16 protein-coding genes are annotated in these 16,885 nt (G+C 68.7%); 8 read left to right on the top strand and 8 right to left on the bottom strand.

Annotation, left to right across the window (positions count from 1 at the left end):
- Positions 1–50: 50 nt before the first annotated feature.
- From P3L18_RS16675 to P3L18_RS16640, 8 genes are all read right to left on the bottom strand, one after another.
- The gene (locus P3L18_RS16675; RefSeq protein ID WP_006368070.1) at positions 51–2,240 is read right to left on the bottom strand and encodes a malate synthase G; all 2,190 of its coding nucleotides are present in this window, start codon (positions 2,238–2,240) and stop codon (positions 51–53) included.
- A gap of 98 nt (positions 2,241–2,338) precedes the next feature.
- Positions 2,339–3,280: a 3-methyladenine DNA glycosylase gene (locus P3L18_RS16670; protein WP_276114704.1), complete on the bottom strand. Its 942-nt coding sequence runs from the start codon at positions 3,278–3,280 to the stop codon at positions 2,339–2,341.
- A 1-nt stretch (position 3,281) separates the two neighbouring features.
- Complete coding sequence (locus P3L18_RS16665) at positions 3,282–4,358, bottom strand: hemolysin family protein (RefSeq protein ID WP_020171154.1); 1,077 nt, start codon at positions 4,356–4,358, stop codon at positions 3,282–3,284.
- Positions 4,355–5,803, bottom strand: a complete 1,449-nt coding sequence (locus P3L18_RS16660; RefSeq protein ID WP_276114703.1) for a hemolysin family protein — start codon at positions 5,801–5,803, stop codon at positions 4,355–4,357. Before P3L18_RS16660 ends, P3L18_RS16665 begins: the two co-directional genes overlap by 4 nt.
- A gap of 7 nt (positions 5,804–5,810) precedes the next feature.
- Complete coding sequence (locus tag P3L18_RS16655; RefSeq protein WP_271355504.1) at positions 5,811–7,244, bottom strand: GuaB1 family IMP dehydrogenase-related protein; 1,434 nt, start codon at positions 7,242–7,244, stop codon at positions 5,811–5,813.
- Between the two features lie 51 nt (positions 7,245–7,295).
- Positions 7,296–8,753, bottom strand: coding sequence for an NADP-dependent phosphogluconate dehydrogenase (gene gndA / locus P3L18_RS16650; RefSeq protein ID WP_006368065.1), 1,458 nt, complete (start codon positions 8,751–8,753; stop codon positions 7,296–7,298).
- Positions 8,754–8,828: 75 nt separating this feature from the next.
- Complete coding sequence (locus P3L18_RS16645) at positions 8,829–9,782, bottom strand: M56 family metallopeptidase (RefSeq protein WP_006368064.1); 954 nt, start codon at positions 9,780–9,782, stop codon at positions 8,829–8,831.
- A gap of 47 nt (positions 9,783–9,829) precedes the next feature.
- Positions 9,830–10,228, bottom strand: coding sequence for a BlaI/MecI/CopY family transcriptional regulator (locus tag P3L18_RS16640; RefSeq protein ID WP_006368063.1), 399 nt, complete (start codon positions 10,226–10,228; stop codon positions 9,830–9,832).
- A 303-nt stretch (positions 10,229–10,531) separates the two neighbouring features.
- Between P3L18_RS16640 and P3L18_RS16635 the strand changes: the two genes are divergently transcribed.
- The 8 genes from P3L18_RS16635 to P3L18_RS16600 all read left to right on the top strand — a co-directional run bounded on the left by P3L18_RS16635 (position 10,532) and on the right by P3L18_RS16600 (position 16,883).
- Positions 10,532–10,966 (top strand): PaaI family thioesterase, encoded by a 435-nt coding sequence (locus P3L18_RS16635; RefSeq protein ID WP_006368062.1) that lies wholly within the window; start codon positions 10,532–10,534, stop codon positions 10,964–10,966.
- The gene (locus P3L18_RS16630) at positions 10,963–12,219 is read left to right on the top strand and encodes an aldolase/citrate lyase family protein (RefSeq protein WP_276114702.1); all 1,257 of its coding nucleotides are present in this window, start codon (positions 10,963–10,965) and stop codon (positions 12,217–12,219) included. The genes P3L18_RS16635 and P3L18_RS16630 overlap by 4 nt, the downstream gene beginning before the upstream one ends.
- Before the next feature lie 142 nt (positions 12,220–12,361).
- Positions 12,362–12,664 (top strand): urease subunit gamma, encoded by a 303-nt coding sequence (locus tag P3L18_RS16625; RefSeq protein ID WP_014362194.1) that lies wholly within the window; start codon positions 12,362–12,364, stop codon positions 12,662–12,664.
- Positions 12,665–12,681: 17 nt separating this feature from the next.
- Positions 12,682–13,011 carry an urease subunit beta gene (locus P3L18_RS16620; RefSeq protein WP_006368059.1) on the top strand — a complete coding sequence of 110 codons (330 nt, stop codon included), beginning with the start codon at positions 12,682–12,684 and terminating at the stop codon, positions 13,009–13,011.
- Position 13,012: 1 nt separating this feature from the next.
- Positions 13,013–14,731: an urease subunit alpha gene (locus P3L18_RS16615; protein WP_079929843.1), complete on the top strand. Its 1,719-nt coding sequence runs from the start codon at positions 13,013–13,015 to the stop codon at positions 14,729–14,731.
- Between the two features lie 45 nt (positions 14,732–14,776).
- Positions 14,777–15,397, top strand: coding sequence for an urease accessory UreF family protein (locus P3L18_RS16610; RefSeq protein ID WP_170320168.1), 621 nt, complete (start codon positions 14,777–14,779; stop codon positions 15,395–15,397).
- 70 nt (positions 15,398–15,467) lie between these two features.
- Positions 15,468–16,172 (top strand): urease accessory protein UreG, encoded by a 705-nt coding sequence (gene ureG, locus P3L18_RS16605; protein ID WP_006368056.1) that lies wholly within the window; start codon positions 15,468–15,470, stop codon positions 16,170–16,172.
- Positions 16,173–16,883, top strand: coding sequence for an urease accessory protein UreD (locus P3L18_RS16600; RefSeq protein WP_079929842.1), 711 nt, complete (start codon positions 16,173–16,175; stop codon positions 16,881–16,883).
- Positions 16,884–16,885 lie beyond the last annotated feature (2 nt).

Here is a 16,885-nt window from a genome sequence, read left to right as displayed (position 1 = left end):
CACACCCTATGGCATATCAGGGCCGGTCGGAAACCTCACGCAGCGCCGAATCAGCCCTGAGCAGCCGCTTTGTACTCGCGGCGGCGGCGATGCAGGATCGGCTCGGTGTAGCCACTGGGCTGGGTGGTGCCCTCCAGGATCAGCTCCTTGGCGGCCTGCCAGGCGATGTTGCTGTCGAAGTCCGGGGCCATCGGCCGGTAATCCGGGTCGCCCTCGTTCTGGCGGTCGACCACCGGGGCCATCCGCTTGAGCGCGTCGACCACGTCGTCGGCGGTCACGATGCCGTGCCGGATCCAGTTGGCGAGGAGCTGACTCGAGATGCGCAGCGTCGCACGGTCTTCCATCAGAGCGATGTCGTGGATGTCGGGGACCTTGGAGCAGCCGACACCGTGGTCGATCCAACGCACCACGTAGCCGAGGATGGACTGGCAGTTGTTGTCGAGCTCCTCGCGCTTCTCCTCGTCGGACCAATCGGTCCTCGGGGCGAGCGGGATGGTGAGGATGTCATCGACCGAGGCCGGATCCCGCTTGGCGATCTCATCCTGGCGCTCGAAGACGTCGACGAGGTGGTAGTGCATGGCGTGCAGCGTCGCCGCCGTCGGTGAGGGCACCCACGCGGTCGTCGCGCCGGCCTTGGGCTGGCCGATCTTCTGCTCGACCATGTCGGCCATCAGATCGGTCATCGCCCACATGCCCTTGCCGATCTGCGCCTTGTGCTGCAGGCCGGCGGCCAAACCGGTGTCGACGTTGAAGTCCTCGTAGGCGAGAATCCACTTCTGCTTCTTCATCTCGCCCTTGCGGATCATGGCGCCGGCCTCCATCGAGGTGTGGATCTCGTCGCCGGTGCGGTCGAGGAAGCCGGTGTTGATGAACACCACCCGCTTCTCGGCGGCCTTGATCGCGGCCTTGAGGTTCACCGTGGTGCGGCGCTCCTCGTCCATGATGCCGACCTTGAGGGTGTTCTCCGGCAGGCCGAGGACCTGCTCGACGCGACCGAACAACTCGACGGTGAAGGCGACCTCGTCGGGCCCGTGCATCTTCGGCTTGACGATGTAGATGGACCCGGTCCGGGAGTTCTGCACACCCGATTGGGTGGACAGTCCGTGGATGGCGGCCAGCGAGGTGACCAGGGCGTCGAGGATGCCCTCGGGGACCTCGTTGCCGTCGGCGTCGAGGATCGCGGGGTTGGTCATCAGGTGACCGACGTTGCGGACGAACAGCAGCGAGCGGCCGTGCAGGTCGAAGCCGGTCCCGTCGGGTCCGGTGTACTCGCGGTTGGGATTGAGGCGGCGGGTGAAGCTCTTGCCGCCCTTGGTCACCTCTTCGGCCAGGTCGCCCTTGTTCAGGCCGAGCCAGTTGCGGTAGCCGAGCACCTTGTCGTCGGCGTCGACCGCGGCGACGGAGTCCTCGAAGTCCATGATCGTGGTGATCGCCGACTCCATGACCACGTCCTTGATGCCCGCCGGGTCGGTGGAGCCGATGGGGGAGTTCGGGTCGATCTCGATGTCGAGGTAGAGGCCGTTGTGGCGCAACAGGATCGACGACGGCGAGGAGGCCTGTCCGCGATAACCGGCGAACGCCGACGGGTCGGCGAGGGTGGCCGTCGATCCGTCGGCCAGGGTCACCGACAGCGCGCCGTTGTCGACGGTGAACGCGGTCACGTCGGTGTAGCTGCATTGTTCGAGCGGAACTGCCTTGTCCAGGAAGTCCTTTGCGTACGCGATGACCTTGTCGCCGCGAACCTTGTTGTAGGACTTGCCCTTCTCCGCGCCGTCGGTCTCCGGGATGACGTCGGTGCCGTAGAGGGCGTCGTACAGCGAACCCCAGCGGGCGTTGGAGGCATTGAGCGCGAAGCGGGCGTTGAGGACCGGCACCACCAGCTGTGGGCCTGCGGTCTCGCTGATCTCGCGATCGACGCCGGTGGTGCTGATCTGGAAGTCGTCGGGCACCGGCACGAGGTAGCCGATCTCGGTGAGAAAATCCTTGTACTCACCGAAGGTGGTGGCGTCGGAGAAGTCGGCGCCCTGATGGTCGCGGTGCCAGGTGTCGATCTTGGCCTGCAGATCGTCGCGGACGGCGAGCAGCGCCTTGTTCTTCGGTGCGAGGTCGGCGACGATCTCGGCGGCTCCGGACCAGAAGGTGTCGGCGTCCACACCGGTGCCCGGCAACGCCTCATCGTTGACGAAGTCGTAGAGGACTCGAGAGACCTGCAAGCCGTTGACGGTGATCCGGTCAGACATGTGCGCCTTCCTTCGTGTGGTCCCCACAGCACTCACCCCCACGGCACCGAGGTGCTCGGACGGGGTGTGAAAGTCGTGGTTCTGCGGTGTGCGGCCACCTATGTTACTCGCCGGGAATCATCGCCGGCGGGCCCGGTCGGCTCTGCGCAGGGCGGTTCGTCGACGCCGGGCAGCGCGTCGATCGCCGCGACGATCCGCGTCCGGACCGCGGCGGCGCGGCGGGTGAGTGCGGTCTGCTCGCGGACGTAGTGCGCGCGTCCGGCCGCGGTCTCCACCGCGATCGGCTCGTACCCGAGCGACCGCAGATCGTAGGGACTCGCGCGCATGTCGATCTCCCGGGCGTCGCGGGCGAGCTCGAAGGCGTCCAGCGTCAGCGCCGAATCGAGCAGCGGGGCCAGGGTGAAGCAGGTGCGATAGAGGTCCATCGACACGTGCAGACAGCCCGGTTGGTCGGTGGCGAGCCGGTCATCGGGGCCCAGGGGCCGTTCGTTGCGGGGGCGGGCGGGGTCGGTGAAGAACCGGAACGCGTCGAAGTGGGTGCAGCGCAACGGCATGGCCTCGACCACCGCATCGGTGCCCGCGGCGCCGAGCCGCAGGGGCGCAGCGTGCCGGGTGTCGGTGGTGCGGTACACCATTGCCCACTCGTGCAGCCCGAAGCACCCGAGGCGCGCAGGCCTGGCAGCGGTCCGGGTGAGCAGGTCCCGTGCGGACCGCACGGCATCGAGGCGACGGCGCAGGTAGGCCGGATCGACGGTGATGCCCGCGGTCGTGTGGTGATAGCCGCGCAGCGTGCCGACCTCCCGAGCCCAGGCCTGATCGTGGGCGGTGTCGTCGATGCGCAGGACGACCCCGTACCCGGGATGCCACCGCCGCACATGGGAGGGACGCGACGAGTAATAGGTGAACAGGAAGTCGAGCACCGGATGACGGCCACCGCGCCGACGCTCACGCAGGTACGGACCGATCAGCTCCTCGACACGTCGCGCGTGGGCATCGCGCTGCGCGTGCCGCTGTGCGGGAGCGAGGGTCTCGCCGATCACGTCAGATCCGATGGGTCTCGTCGCGGACCGTCCCGACGAACTCCTCGACGAGGTCGGCCAGGGCGACGATCCCGACCGTCCGGCCGGTGTCGTCGACGACCGCACCCAGATGCGAGCTGGTCCGCCGCAGGACGCCGGTGGCCTCGTCGAGCGGGGTGTCGGCGGCGATCACCGGCAGCGGACGGACCTTGTCGACACCGATGACGGTGTCGGGGCCGATTCGTTCGTCGAGAATGTCGTCGAGGATGTCCTTCAGGTGCAGATAGCCGGTGTAGGTGCCGTCCGGGCCACGGACCGGGAATCGGGAGAACCCGGTGGCGCTGACCGCACGCTCCACCGCGCCGAGGGTGGGGCCGCTGCCGCCGGTCTGCGGGTCGCGCTCGACGTCTACGCTGCGCATCCGGTCCAGCGGGATCATCACCTCGGCCACGGTCCGGCTCACCGACCGCAGCGCGCGATCGAGTCGGTCGTGCTCCTCGGCGTCGATGAGTCCCTCCTCGCGGGACTCGCCGAGCATCTGGGCGAGCTCGACCGGTGACACCGACGAATCCAGCTCGTCCTTGGGTTCCACCCGCATCGCACGCAACGTGATGTTCGCCAGCCAGTTGTAGACGCTGATGAACGGGCGCGCGATCTTGATGAACGCCAGATGCACGGGTACCAGCAGCATCGCCGAGGTCTCCGGTCCGGCCAGCGCGATGTTCTTGGGCACCATCTCGCCGAGCAGGATGTGCAACACCACCACCAGTGCGAGGGCGATCGCGAAGGCGATCGGATGCACCACCTGCTCGGGAATGTGCACCAGGTCCAGGGGTCCCTCGATGAGATGCGCCACCGCGGGTTCGGCGACACGTCCGAGCAGGATCGAGCAGACCGTGATGCCCAGCTGCGCTCCGGCCAGCATCAAGGACAGGTGCTCGCCCGCCCGGATCACGGTGCGGGCCCGGGCCTTGCCGTCCTCGGCGAGCGCCTCGAGTCGGTCGCGTCGCGCGGAGATGAGCGAGAATTCCGCGCCGACGAAGAAGGCGTTGCCGGCCAGCAACACCACCGCCAGCACCACGGCGCCGATGTCGTTCATCGCTCACCCGCCGCGTCGGAGTTCCAGTGGAAACGAGCCGCCAACGAGTCCGGGGCCGGATCGTCGGAGATCGGCTGCAGCGACACGACGTCGACCCGCCTGCCGTCCATCTCGGTCACCGTCGCACGCCATCGTTGGTCGCTGAGCTCACCGTCGGCGTCGTCGGACTCGTCGTCGTCATCTGGGTCGGGATCGATCACCGGAGTCCGCAGCGGCAGCTCGACCGAGTCGCCGGCCTGCGGGATGCGTCCGAGGACGAACATGACCAGACCGCCGAGGGTGTCGTAGGAGCCGTCCGGCGCCCGATATCCGGTGGCCTCGTACAGCTCGTCGACCCGCAGCAGGCCCGCGCAGAGATAACCCTCCCCGTCGGCCTGGACGTCGGGGTGTTCGTCGTCGTGCTCGTCGGTGACGTCGCCGAGGATCTCCTCGATGAGGTCCTCGGTCGTCACGATGCCCGCGGTCCCGCCGTACTCGTCGATGACCACGCACATCTCCATGCCGTCGGCGCGGATGCGCTCCATGAGCGCGTCGCCGTCCAGCGTCACCGGTACCCGGCCGACGGGACGGGAGAGGGCGGCGACCGTGGTCGTCGACTGCTCGTCGGGGGCGACGGTGAAGGCCTGTTTGATGTGCACGACGCCGATGAGATCGTCGAGGTCGCCGTCGTCGACGACGGGAAACCGGGAATGTCCGGTGGCCGAGCAGGCGATGACGAGGTCGCGCACGCTGGCATCACGGTCGAGGCATTCCACCGTGACGCGCGGGGTCATCAGATCCTCGGCGGTGAGTTCGCCGAATCGCAGTGAACGGTTCACCAGGGTCGCGGTGTCCTCGTCGATGGAGCCCTGCCGCGCCGAGTTGCGCACCAGCGACGCCAACTCCTGCGGCGAACGCCCGGAGCGGAGCTCTTCGGCCGGCTCGATACCGAGGCGGCGGACCACCCAGTTGGCCGAGCCGTTGAGGCCGTTGATGACGTAGCGGAACATCGCCGAGAAGATGGTCATCGGTCCGGCCGTTGCGCGCGCCACCGACAACGGGTGGGCGATGGCGAGATTCTTCGGCACCAGCTCGCCGAGCACCATCGACAACGACGTCGCGATGAGCAACGACAGTGCCAGGGAGATGCCTCCGGCCGCGCCGGAGCCGAGTCCCAGCGCCTTGAGTCCGGGTGTGATCAGTTGCGCCAGAACGGGTTCGGCGATGTAACCGGTGACCAGTGTGGTGATGGTGATGCCGAGTTGGGCTCCGGAGAGCTGGAACGACAGTGTGCGGTGGGCGCGCTGCACCATCCGTGCGCGGCGATCACCACGGTTGGTGACGTCGGAGTCGATGGCCGAGCGCTCGAGTGCGGTGAGCGAGAATTCCGCGGCGACGAACAGGGCCGTGCCCAGGGTGAGCGCGACGAAGCCGACCAGGCCGGCGACGTAGAGGACGATCTGCACCAGGCGCTCACCACCCGCCCGGCAACGGGCGTCCCTCGGCGAATCCGGCCGCCGACTGGACGCCGAGGATCACCCGGTCGTGCAGCTCGGTGAGGGTCCTTGCGCCGGTGTAGGTGGCGGTACTGCGCACCCCGGAACAGATGTGGTCGAGGAGGTCCTCGACGCTGGGCCGGTCGGGGTCGACGGGAATGCGCGACGAGGAGATGCCCTCCTCGAAGAGGCTCTTGCGGGCTCGGTCGTAGGCGTTGTCGTCGGCGGAGCGGGCCGCCACCGCACGCTTGGAGGCCATGCCGAAACTGACCTTGTACGCGCCGCGTGCATCCTGATGCAGATCGCCCGGCGATTCGTAGGTTCCGGCGAACCACGAGCCGATCATCACATTGGACGCCCCGGCGGCCACCGCGAGTGCGACGTCGCGCGGATGCCGCACCCCGCCGTCGGCCCAGACGTGCCCGCCGTGCTCTCGGGCGGCGGCCGCGCAGTCGGCGACCGCGGAGAACTGCGGACGCCCCACGCCGGTCATCATCCGCGTCGTGCACATCGCACCCGGCCCCACACCCACCTTGACGATGTCGGCGCCCGCGGTGATCAGATCGATGGTGCCCTGCGCGGACACCACGTTGCCGGCGACGATCGGTACCCCGAGGCCGACCGCCGCGACCGCCGACACCGCGGCGATCATGCGTTCCTGATGGCCGTGGGCGGTGTCGATGACCAAGAGGTCGGCGCCTGCCTCGACCAGATCGGACGCCTTCGCTGCGACATCGCCGTTGATCCCGACCGCGGCCGCGATCCGCAACCGGCCGTCGGAATCGACATTGGGGTGATACACACCGTGACGCAGCGCCCCGACGCGGGTGAGCACACCGGCGAGCGTGCCGTCGGAATGAGTCAGCACCGCGAGTTCCTGCCGGAGATCGGTGAGCGCGTCGAACACCTCTCGGGGCGGCGTGTGTACCGGCAGGGTGACGATCACCGGCGCCGCGACGTCGGAGACCCGGGTGAAGCGATCGACGTCGGTACACGCGGACTCGGTCACCAGTCCCACCGGCACGTCGTTCTCGACGACCACCGCGGCCCCGTGCGCTCGCTTGTGCAGCAGGGCCAGCGCGTCGGACACCGAATCCCCGCGGGTCAGCGTCACCGGGGTGTCGGCCACCAGGTCGCGTGATTTCACGAAGGCAATCGACCGTGCGGCCGCCGCCAGCGGTAGATCCTGGGGCAACACCGCGAGCCCACCGCGACGCGCCAACGTCTCGGCCATCCGCTTGCCCGAGACAGCGGTCATGTTGGCCGCCACCACCGGGATGGTCGTTCCCGACCCGTCGTGGGTGCCCAGGTCCACGTCGAACCGCGAGGTCACATCCGAGCGGTTCGGTACGACGAACACGTCGTCGTAGGTCAGGTCATGGGTGAGGTGGTGTCCGGACAGGAATTGCATCGCTGCGCTCGACGTCCCTTTCTGTGCTCGGGGTGTGGTGGGTCGGTCGGGCTACTGCTCGACTTCGCTGCGGTCGCCGCCCCACAGGGTGTGGAAGGTGCCGGGCTTGTCGGTGCGCTGGTAGGTGTGCGCGCCGAAGTAGTCGCGCAGGCCCTGGGTCAGCGCGGCGGGTAGGCGTTCGCTGCGCAGCGCGTCGTAGTAGGACAGTGACGAGGCGAAGGCCGGGACCGGGACCCCGACGGTCGCCGCGGTGGCCACCACGCGGCGCCAGGCGTCGACACCGGATTCGACGGCCTCGCGGAAGTACGGGGCGAGCAGCAGGCTCGGCAGGTCCGGGTTCTCGGCGTAGGCCTCGCGGATGCGGTTGAGGAACTGGGCGCGGATGATGCATCCGCCGCGCCAGATGGTGGCCAGTGCACCCGGATCGACGTTCCAGCCGTATTCCTTGCTGCCCGCCGCGATCTGGTCGAAGCCCTGGGCGTAGGCGACCACCTTGGAGGCGTAGAGCGCGGCGCGGATGTCGTCGATGAACGCCGCGGTGTCGGTGGGGGCGGCGCCGGGGGTGCCGCCGGCGAGTCCTTGTGCGGCGGCACGCTGATCGGTGGCGCTGGAGAGGGCGCGGGCGAACACGGCTTCGGCGATGCCGGTGGTCGGGATTCCGAGATCGAGTGCCGATTTGACCGTCCAGCGACCGGTGCCCTTCTGCCCGGCGGCGTCGACGATGACGTCGACGAGTGGCGTGCCGGTGGCGGCGTCGACCTGGGCGAGTACCTGCGCGGTGATCTCGACCAGATAGCTCTCGAGGTCGCCGGAGTTCCAGCCGTCGAAGACCTCGGCGATGTCGGCGACGGGCATGCCCAGGACGCGGCGCATCAGGTCGTAGGCCTCGCCGATGAGTTGCATGTCGGCGTACTCGATGCCGTTGTGCACCATCTTGACGAAGTGTCCGCTGCCGTCGGGGCCGATGTGTGTACAGCACGGTTCGCCGTCGACGTGGGCGGAGATCGACTCCAGCAGCGGGCCCAGTGACTTGTAGGACTCGGCCGGGCCTCCGGGCATGATCGACGGTCCGTTGAGCGCGCCCTCCTCGCCGCCGGAGATCCCGGCGCCGACGAAGTGCAGTCCGCGTTCGGCCATCGCCTTCTCGCGGCGGATGGTGTCGGTATAGAGCGAGTTGCCGCCGTCGATGATGATGTCGCCGGTCTCCATGGCGTCGGCGAGTTCGTTGATGACCGCGTCGGTGGCGTCGCCGGCCTTGACCATGATCAGCACGCGTCGAGGCTTCTCGAGTGCATCGATGAACTCGGCGATGCTCTCGGTGCGGATGAATGCACCCTCGCTGCCGTGGTCGCGGATCAGCGCGTCGGTCTTGGCGATGCTGCGGTTGTGCAGGGCGACGGTGTACCCGTGGCGGGCGAAGTTGCGGGCGATGTTCGAGCCCATCACGGCCAGGCCGGTGACACCGATCTGGGCCTTGGTGGCAGGAGAAGACGAGGCGGAGTTGGTCATGTCCCCAGCCTATGGGTTATCGGGTCCGGTGCGCGTTGTCGGGTGACCCGTGCCGGCCGATGCCGATGTCGTCGGTCAGTGATGGGCCGTGAGGAGCCGACTGATCTCGGTCAGCCAGGGGATGGCCACCGCGAGGGTGGGTACCACGAGGATCGCCACGGCGGTGGCATAGGCGGCCAGCGCGAGCAGGGGGGTGGGCCGGTCGTGACAGAGACGGTTGACCCGGGCGAGGGTGGTGGGGCCGCCGACGGCCATCGCTCCGCGCGGGGCGACCGCGTCGGCGCAGGCGACGAGCGCACGACCAAGGGTGGTCGGCGCGGTGGCGCGGACGGCCTGGTCGTCGGCGAGGGCCTCGACGAGCAGCTTCACCGCGTCGAGGGCCGAACTGCTGCGGACGAACCGTGGGAATGCCTCGTGGAGTGCGATGAACGCCTCGAGCACCAGATCGTGCCGTGCGCGCAGGTGGGCGCGTTCGTGCGCGATGACCGCGATCAGTTCGTCGCGGGTCAGTCGGGACACCACACCTTCGGAGAGCACGACACGTTGACGCAGGCCGGGCAGGCAATACGCGAGCGGTTCGCTCACGTCGAGCATGCGGATGTCACGTGCGAACAGCGGATGGGTGTGATCCGAGCGATCGCAGGCGTCGAGGATGTCGATCAGTTGGCGGTGGTTGGCCCGGCGGGCGCGGGTGCGCACCCCGACGCGGATCACGGTGAACAACAACCGCGCGCCGATCAGCAGGGTGAGGGCGAAGACCGAGATGTAGATCGACCACAGCGGGATGCCGAGACGTTCGATCTCGTGCAGCGGGTGGGTGGTCGGGGTGCCGTCGGCACCGGGGGCGAGGAGATTCGCCGCGATCGCGAGTCCGCAACTGAACGCCGAGAGCACCGCGGCCAGGGCTATCGCCTGCCACAGCGTCATCGCCGCGCGTGGCGCGCGAATCGGCCACGCGGCGCGGGACAGGGCCTCCGGAACGGGACCGACCAACAGCAACGTCAGGATGCCGAAGAGAAGGGCGGTCATCGTTGGCTGTCCTCGCGGTTGGGCTGTGCGGGCTGTGTCAGGTGAATCTAGCCGGTTTCGTGCGGCGCACGGGCGGCTTCGAGCTCATCGAGCGCGTGGCGCAGGGCGGCGGCCTCGTCGGCTCCGACCCGACCGACGAACGAGACCAGCGCCGCGTGGCGGGAACCAGGGGCGTCGGCTTCGCTCAGGGCGTCCACCATCAGCGAGGCGACCAGGTCTTCGCGCGGATGTGTCGGCACGTACTTGTGGGCGCGGTCCTCACGGATCTGGGTGACCAGATTCTTCTTGGCCAGGCGCTGCAGGACCGTCATCACCGTCGTGTAGGCCAGTGACCTGTTCTCCGAGAGTGATTCGTGGACCTGTCGGACCGTCTGTGGGGTGGGAGTGGCCCACAGCGTGTCCATGACTGCCCGCTCGAGGTCTCCCAATCCGTTCATCTTTCGCATTTTACTGCCGATTCTCCTCGATGCCGCATCCGACTCGTAGAGCGCGACCGTGTCGGTGGCGCTGTGTGTGGTTATGGCGTGTGACCTGGATCTTCACCCGGTGTCGCCCACCGTGCTTGACAGCGTGGTAAGGCTAGCCTACATTAAGTAACCGTTGGACCGCGCGAGAGTCCTGAGGGCTGCAGAGACCCCCGGTCCACGCCACGGTAGGCCCCACATCTCCAACGAGATGTGGGGCCTACCGGTTCCTCGGGGGTGTTTTCGACTCACCCCGATTCCATCCGACATGACACTCTTGTCGTCATGACGAGCAACGAGGAGTACGTGAAGTCGACCGGGTGGCGCGGGCTCGACAGCGAGTTGGGCACGGTCATCGAGTCGGTGACGATCGACGGGCTGATCGCCACTCTCGAACTCGGCCCCAAGCACCATCAGCCCTTCGGGATCGTGCACGGCGGCGTCTACTGCGCCGTGGCCGAGAGTGCGGCCAGCATGAGCGGCTTCTACTGGTTGCAGGAGACCGGTATCGGTGGCACCGCGGTCGGCGTGAACAACAACACCGACTTCCTCCGCTCGATCAGTACGGGCACGATCACCGCACGTACCAGTCCCATTCACCGCGGGCGGCGACAGCAGCTGTGGGCGGTGGAGATCTTCGACGACCAGGACCGGATGGTCAGTCGCAGCCAGGTGCGGCTGCAGAACATCGAGGTTCCCGAAGGCACGTTGCCACGATGACCGACGGCACGGCCGGAGAGCGCGGCATCACCGACGAGGCCCGTGCGCGGATCGAGGAGTTGCTGGCACCGGTGGACGCCGATCTCGGTCGGTGGTTTCCCGGGGATCGTGCGGAACCCCAACCGGTGCACACCGTGTACGTCAGTGCCGCCGACGTCGACGTCGACACCCCGCGCCGGTGGGGAACGGCCGCGCTCGAGCTGGAGTCGAGCGCGTCGGCGGTGGCCGAGCTCGCCGGTGATGAGGTGCGCGAGATCGTGCGGACCCGATTGGCGACCAATCCGATCGAGGATCTGCGCATCGACCTCGAGGACGGCTACGGCTGGCGCGGTGACGAGCGCGAAGACGCCGACGCCCGTCGCGCCGGGCAGACCCTGGCCCGCTGGGTCGCCGATCGTCCGCACGCCCCGCGGTCGGCGGGTGTGCGGGCCAAGGGCCTCGGTGCGCACGAACGGGCCCGCGGCATCCGCACTCTCGAACTCGTTCTCGATGGGGCGGGGGGAGTGCCCCCGGGCTTCGTCGTCACCGTGCCCAAACTGCGCGACGTCCGGCAGGTCGACGCGATCACGGTCCTCTGCGAGGAGTTCGAGCGCGCGCACGGACTCACCGAGGCCAACGTGCGGGTGGAGCTGCAGATCGAGATCCCGCAGGCCGTGCTCGGCCCCGACGGGCGCGCCACCCTGGCGCAGGCCATCCATCGCGGTGGCCGGCGCATCTGGGGACTGCACTACGGCACCTACGACTACAGCGCGGCGTGCGGGATCGTCTCGGCGCAGCAGTCACTCGAGCATCCCGCCGCCGACCATGCCAAGGCCGTCATGCAGGTGGCCGCCGCGCAGACCGGGGTGTGGATCAGCGATGGGTCCACCCAGGTGATGCCCACCGGGGAGCCCGAACAGATCGACGCGGCAGTGCGTCGCCATCACCGGCTGGTCACGCGGTCGTTGGAACGCGGTTTCTATCAGGGCTGGGACATGCACCCGGGGCATCTCGTGACCCGCTGGCTGGCGGTTGTCGGCTTCTATCGGTCGGCGATGCCGGCCGCCGCGAGCCGATTGCAGGCCTATTTCGAGCGGCGCTCCGGCGATGTGGTCGACGAGCCGGCGACCGCGATGTCGCTGGCACTGGTGATCCGCCGCGGCCTGGCCGCTGCGGCCTTCACCGTCGACGAGGTGACCCGGACGGCACCGTTGTGCACACCCGCGCGGCTCGACGAATTGTCGGCCGGCGGCGGTGCCCTGACGTCCGGCTGACGCCTCGGTGCGCTCGCCGCGCCGAGCGCACCGAGAAGTGGCAGGATGACGGAGCCGGAGTGCACCGCAGGTGCCCCGGAGGTGAATTCGGACCCGAGGGTGTCGAATTCAGCAGGTACCGACACGGGGAAGGACGGAATCGGTGCGACTGTCGCCGCATGAGCAGGAACGTCTGCTCATCTCCTACGCCGCCGAGCTGGCCCGCCGCAGGCAGGGTCGCGGACTCAAGCTCAACCATCCGGAGGCGGTCGCCGTCATCACCGATCACGTCCTCGAAGGCGCGCGAGATGGCCGTACCGTCGCCGAACTCATGGCCAGTGGCCGCGAGGTTCTCACCCGCGACGACGTGATGGACGGGATACCGGAGATGCTGCACGACGTGCAGGTCGAGGCGACTTTCCCGGACGGCACCAAGTTGGTCACCGTGCATCACCCGATCGGCTGAGGTAGGGGAGTTATCCAGTGGCGCAGCAGAAATCGACGATCGTGCCCGGTGAGGTGATCACCGCCGACGGCGACATCGAACTCAACGCGGGAGCCTCGGCGATCACCCTGACCGTCACCAACACCGGTGATCGCCCGGTCCAGGTCGGCAGTCACGTCCACTTCCCGCAGGCCAATCCGGCGCTCGACGTCGATCGCGATCAGGCGCGGGGGCGACGCCTCGACATCCCCGCCGGTACCGCGGTGCGCTTCGAACCGGGGATCGAGATGACGGTGACACTGGTCCCGCTCGGCGGAACCCGTGAGGTGCACGGGATCTCGCTGGATGCGCCCGGGAAGGTGGACTGAGATGGCGATCCTCGGACGTGACCGCTACGCGCAACTGTTCGGCCCCACCACCGGTGATCGGATTCGTCTCGCCGACACCGATCTGCTCATCGAGGTCACCGAGGACCGTTGCGGCGGACCGGGTCTGGCCGGCGACGAAGCGGTGTTCGGTGGCGGCAAGGTCATCCGGGAATCGATGGGGCAGAGTCGCGCCACCCGCGCCGATGGCGCGCCCGACACCGTCATCACCGGCGTGGTCGTGCTCGACCACTGGGGAATCATCAAGGCCGACATCGGAATCCGCGACGGCCGCATCGTAGCCCTGGGTAAGGCCGGAAATCCCGACACGATGGACGGGGTGCATCCCGACCTGGTGATCGGGGCGTCGACGGAGATCATCGCGGGCAACGGCAAGATCCTGACGGCCGGCGGTATCGACTGCCATGTCCACTTCATCTGCCCGCAGATCATGGACGAGGCGCTCGGCAACGGCATCACCACGCTGATCGGCGGCGGCACCGGACCCGCGGAGGGTTCCAAGGCCACCACCGTCACGCCCGGCGCGTGGCATCTGGCGTCGATGCTCGCCGCCACCGATCACTGGCCCATGAACATCGCTCTGCTGGGCAAGGGCAACACCGTCAGCGCCGAGGCCATGCGCGAGCAGATCCGTTCCGGCGCATCGGGATTCAAGCTCCACGAGGACTGGGGGAGTACACCGGCCGCGATCGACGCCTGCCTGCGCGTGGCCGACGAGACCGGGGTGCAGGTGGCGCTGCACTCCGACACGCTCAACGAGGCCGGCTTCGTCGAATCGACCCTGGGTGCCATCGCCGGACGCAGCATCCACGCCTATCACACCGAGGGTGCAGGCGGCGGGCACGCACCCGACATCATCACCGTTGCCGCGGCGGCCAACGTGCTGCCGAGTTCGACGAATCCGACCCGCCCGCACACCGTCAACACCCTCGACGAACACCTCGACATGCTGATGGTCTGCCATCACCTCAATCCCACCGTGCCCGAGGATCTCGCGTTCGCCGAGAGCCGCATCCGGCCGTCGACCATCGCTGCCGAGGATCTGCTGCACGACCTGGGTGCGATCTCGATGATCGGGTCGGACGCGCAGGCGATGGGTCGTATCGGCGAGGTGGTGTTGCGGACGTGGCAGACCGCGCACGTGATGAAGCGCAAACGTGGGGCGCTCGAGGGTGACAGCCGCGCCGACAACAACCGCGCACAGCGCTACATCGCCAAGTACACGATCTGTCCGGCGGTCGCCCACGGTTTCGACGACGAAATCGGATCGGTCGAGATCGGCAAGCTCGCCGACCTCGTGCTGTGGGATCCGGCGTTCTTCGGTGTGAAGCCGGACCTGGTGATCAAGGGCGGCGCGATCGCCTGGGCGCAGATGGGAGATGCCAACGCCTCCATCCCGACCCCGCAGCCGGTCCTGCCCCGACCCATGTTCGGTGCCGCGGCACCGACCGCCGCCGACACCTCGCTGAGCTTCGTCGCGCCGGGCTGCGACGAGGATCTGGCCGATCGCATCGGCATCCGTCGCCGGCTGGTACCGGTGAAGAACACCCGCGCCCTCGGCAAGGCCGACATGCCGCGCAATGCCGCGACGCCGACCATCGAGGTCGACCCCGACACCTTCACCGTGCGCATCGACGGGGCGGTGTGGGATGCCGAGCCGGTGCCCGAACTGCCGATGGCACAACGGTATTTCCTGTTCTGAGCCGCCGTGACCGATCCCGCTGCGCCCGCCACGTCGTCGTTGGCGATGATGCTGACCCTGGCCGATTCGCGCCTGCCGGTGGGCGGCCACGTCCACTCCGGTGGTGTCGAGCAGGCGATCACCGACGGCTTCGTGCGCGGCGTCGCCGACCTCGCCGCCTTCCTGCACCGACGACTCACCACCAGCGGCCTGGTCGCGGCGTCGATCGCCGCCGCGGTGGCCGAGGGCACCCTCGACGTTCGGGCCGCCCAGATCGAAACCGATGCCCGCACCCCGTCGGCCGCCGCGCGCAAAGCGTCTCTCGCTCAGGGCCGCGGCATGGTCCGACTGGCCCGCCGCATGTTCCCGGCGACTGATTTCTCGGCGCACCTGCCGAGCACTCATCTGCCGGTCATCAGCGGCTCGGTCGGCGCGGCGTCGGGCCTGTCGGGCATGCAGACCGCGCTCGTGTGCGTCTACACGACGGTGAGCGGCACGGCGACGGCCGGGCAGCGGCTCCTGGCCCTCGACCCGGCCGATGTCGCGGTGATGATCGCCGACCTCGGTGCCGAGTGCGAAGCGGTGGCCGCGCAGGCCGCGACCGGACTCGCGGATCTGTCCGATCCGATTCTCGACGTCCTCGCCGAGCGTCACGAGACCCGGCCCATGCCCCTGTTCATGAGTTGACCCGCTCGGCCCACGAGCCGAGCCGACCGCAGACCAAGCCCGATCACGATCCGACCCCCGAGAGGAATCCATGCCCCCGCACCTGATCGACGGCGAACCCCACGATCACGGCCACGACCGGCCACGCCGCCATCGCGAGCCCGGAGAAGCGCTGCGCGTCGGCATCGGCGGGCCCGTCGGCTCCGGCAAGACCGCACTCGTCGCGGCCCTGTGCCGCCAACTGCGCGACGAACTGTCGGTCGCCGTGCTGACCAACGACATCTACACCACCGAGGACGCCGACTTCCTGCGCCGCAACGCCGTCCTGCCCGACGAACGGATCACCGCCGTGCAGACCGGTGGCTGCCCGCACACCGCGATCCGCGACGACATCACCGCCAACCTCGACGCGATCGACGACCTGATCGCGGCCAATCCGCCGCTGGATCTGATCCTCGTCGAGTCCGGCGGTGACAACCTCACCGCCACCTTCTCCACCGGACTGATCGACGTGCAGATCTTCGTCATCGACGTCGCCGGCGGCGACAAGGTTCCCCGCAAGGGGGGCCCCGGGGTGACCTGGTCGGACCTGCTCGTCATCAACAAGACCGACCTCGCGCCGCAGGTCGGTGCCGATCTGGAGGTGATGCGTCGCGACGCCGCCAAGGTCCGGGAGGGCCGCCCGACCGCGATGATCTCACTCACCGACGATCCGGCCGCCACCGATGTGCTGGCCTGGGTGCGTGGTCATCTCGCAGCCGACGCGCCGGTGGGTGGCGGGGCGGCCGGACGGTAGATGCGCACCGAGGTCGAGATCGTCGTCGAGGCCGGTCGCTCGCCGCGTGTGCGTGCCACCGGCGGGCTGGCCGTTCGCCGGACCGGGACGTCGCGTGCACACCTGATCGGGACTGCGGCGACCCCGCTGGGCGGCGACCACATCGAGGTTCTCGTGCATCTCGCGGAGGCGACGTCGCTCGACCTCGGTTCGGTGGCCGCGATGATCGCCCTGCCCGCCGCGGATCGGGTGGAGTCGACCTCGCGATGGCGTATCGAGGTCGGCGCGGGCGCCCGTCTGCGGCTCGACCCGCAGCCCACCGTGGTGGCCGGGGGAGCCCACCACGATTCGGTGATCGAGGTGCACGCCGACGCCGACGCGACGATCGATCTGCACGAGCACATCCAGATAGGCCGGTCGGCCGTCGATCACCCCGGCGACGACGCCGGACGATGGCGCGGACGACTCCACGTCGACGTCGACCGGCGTCCCATCCTGCGTCACGGACTCGAGTTGGGGGCCGGATCGGCTTGTGCTGCAGCGGGTTTCAACGCACTGACCAGCGTGTTCCGGTACCCCGACGCGAGCCCCGCCCACGTCGACGCAGACCATTTCGCGGCGCGGCTCGCCCTCGTCGGCGATGCATCGCTCACCACCGCACTGGGGCGGGGGGTCGCTCAGGCACGAGCCCACTGCGACGCCCTCGATGTGGCAGCTCTCGCGCAGATCTAGGG

The sequence above is a fragment of the Gordonia sp. N1V genome (genome assembly GCF_029269935.1).
Classification (GTDB): Bacteria; Actinomycetota; Actinomycetes; order Mycobacteriales; family Mycobacteriaceae; genus Gordonia; species Gordonia polyisoprenivorans.
Note: the sequence above shows the minus strand (reverse complement) of the source record. Positions and strands in the feature narration are given on the sequence as shown.